Genomic DNA, 270 nt, shown 5'->3' with positions numbered 1-270 from the left:
CGTCCGTCCCTTATATTTACCTCGACCTATTTAAAGTATCAGACCAATTGTTTGGCCTGTTATTCGCTTTTAATGTAATGGCGTTGATGTTTGGTAATTTTTTAAATACTCGCGTAGTGCCACGTATTGGCTCACGCAAAATGCTTTATTATGGCTTAATGTGTGGCTTTATCTCTGGCGCAGCATTACTTAGCTTTAGCGTATTATACTTGTCACTTTACTTTATTGTTGCGGCTATTGCTCCGTTGATGATGAGCCTAGGTATAATAG

1 protein-coding gene is annotated in these 270 nt (G+C 38.9%); it reads left to right on the top strand.

Going from position 1 to position 270, the window contains the following annotated elements; translation table 11 throughout:
- Nucleotides 1-270, top strand: a 270-nt coding sequence (locus AAEY75_RS15265) for a hypothetical protein (RefSeq protein WP_352260057.1), incomplete at both ends; no start/stop codon positions are given.

It is taken from the genome of Psychrobacter sp. TB55-MNA-CIBAN-0194, from assembly GCF_040309505.1.
Lineage (GTDB): Bacteria > Pseudomonadota > Gammaproteobacteria > Pseudomonadales > Moraxellaceae > Psychrobacter > Psychrobacter fozii.
This window is presented reverse-complemented; position numbering and strand designations above follow the sequence as displayed.